Here is a 1,781-nt window from a genome sequence, read left to right as displayed (position 1 = left end):
CGTGGGGGCTGGGGAGGGCGTGGAGGCCAGCCGCCTGGCCAGGAGGTCGATGGCCTGCCCCACCGTCCGCGCCGAGGTGAGGTCCGACACCGGGATCTTCATGGCGAGCACCTTCTCCAGCCGCGCGCCGGCCTCCATCAGCTCCAGACTGTCGATGCCGTAGTCGTCGAGCAGGTCGGTCGCGTCGTCGATGTCCTCGGGCTCGACGCCCAGTACGCCGGAGATGGCCGTACGGACGACCCGCGCGAGGTCTTCACGGCCGTTGACACCGATGTTGTTGCCGCTGTCGCCACTACTGCTGTCGCTGCCGTTGATGTCAGTGGTGTCGTTGGCGCCGTTGGTGCCGTTGCTGTCGGGGGGTTGCATCAGTCGCTCACTTCCTGCCGTGCGATACCGGTACGGGGCGCGGGGGGTGGTACGGGCGGGCTCGCGGGCGCAGGGGCGGCGGGTGCCCGCGGCGCGGAGCGTCCCGCCACCGCGCTCGCCGCGTCGAGGATCTCCGCCGCCCTGGCCACGTCCGCCTCCGTGCTCACCAGCGGCGGCAGCAGCCGTACGGTCGTGGGCCGGCCGAGGCACGGGGACACCAGCAGCCCGGCGCCCGCGAGTTCGACCACGACCGCCCCCGCGGCCCGCGCGCTCGTGAAGTCGATGCCGCGCAGCAGGCCCCGGCCGCGCACCGCGCCGACCACGCCGGGGTGCCGGGCCGCGAGTTCGGTCAGGGCGCCGTCCAGCGCGCTCGCCAACACCGCTCCGTGTCCCGCGAGTTCCTCGATCGCGGTCAGCGCGGGGTCCAGCGCGGCGCAACTCAGCGGGTGGCCGCCGAACGTCGCGGAGTGCAGGAACGGGTCCGCCGCCAGCGGCTCGTACATCTCCTCCGCGCACACCACCGCCGACAGCGGTACGACACCGCCGCCGAGCGGCTTGCCGACCAGCACCGCGTCCACCGGCAGCCCCGCGGCGAGCGCGACCGACGGCTCACCGCAGCGCCGCAGCCCGCACTGGATCTCGTCCGCGACGGCGAACGCGCCGTGCCCGTGCGCGTCCTCGCACCACCGGCGCAGCACGTCGGGCTCCAGGACGGCGGCTCCGTTCTCGCCCTGCACCGGCTCGAAGACGACCGCGGCCACGCCCGGCCCGTCCGCCGCCTCGCGCCGTACGGCGTCGGCGTCGCCCGCGTCGATGTGGACGACGTCCGTCCCGGTGCCGAGCAGCCCGGTCCTGTACAGCGGGCTGTGCGTGAGGCCGAGCGCGCCCAGCGACTTGCCGTGGAAGCCGCCGCGCACCGCGAGGACCCGGCCCCGGCCGGTCGCGAGGCGCGCCAGCTTCACGGCGACCTCGACGGCGTCGGCGCCGTTCAGCCCGAAGTACACCTTCGGCAGAGGGCGTTCGCCGGTGCCCGCGTCCGCGACGTACCCGGCGAGCCGGGCCGCCGCGCGCGCCGCGAAGGGGTTCGCGAGGCTGCGCGTCGAGGGCGGCATCGCGGCGAGCTGCGCGCGCACGGCGGCGAGGACGGCCGGGTGCCGGTGGCCCAGCAGGGTCACGGCGTACGAGCCGAAGTCCAGCGCGGTGCGCCCGTCCGACAGCGTCACCCGGCAGCCGTCGGCGGACGCCTCGGTGGCGCCCCGGCCCGCGAAGGAGCCGGTGAGCGCCAGCTTCGGCGAGAGGTGACGCCGGATCAGGTCGAACGGGTCGGCCGGCTGCGGCTGTTGCCGCTTCTTCTGAGCGCGTGGCTGCGGCTGCGGGGTCGTCACGGCGTCCCCGCCCCCGGCCCCGCTCCTGCG

General features: G+C 75.8%; 2 protein-coding genes. Both read right to left on the bottom strand.

What is annotated here, in order from left to right; genetic code table 11:
• The coding region (locus LCE31_RS39365) for an acyl carrier protein (RefSeq protein ID WP_225023075.1) at nucleotides 1-366 on the bottom strand (366 nt) is incomplete at its 3' end.
• A complete protein-coding gene (locus tag LCE31_RS39360) occupies nucleotides 366-1,751 on the bottom strand; it encodes an aspartate aminotransferase family protein (RefSeq protein WP_225023077.1) in 1,386 nt (461 codons plus the stop codon). The genes LCE31_RS39365 and LCE31_RS39360, both read right to left, overlap by 1 nt.
• Between the last annotated feature and the right edge of the window lie 30 nt (nucleotides 1,752-1,781).

Origin of the sequence: Streptomyces sp. 8L (genome assembly GCF_020176795.1) — a bacterium.
GTDB lineage: Bacteria > Actinomycetota > Actinomycetes > Streptomycetales > Streptomycetaceae > Streptomyces.
The sequence above is the reverse complement of the archived record's forward strand: the minus strand, read 5'-3'. Positions and strand labels throughout refer to the sequence as shown.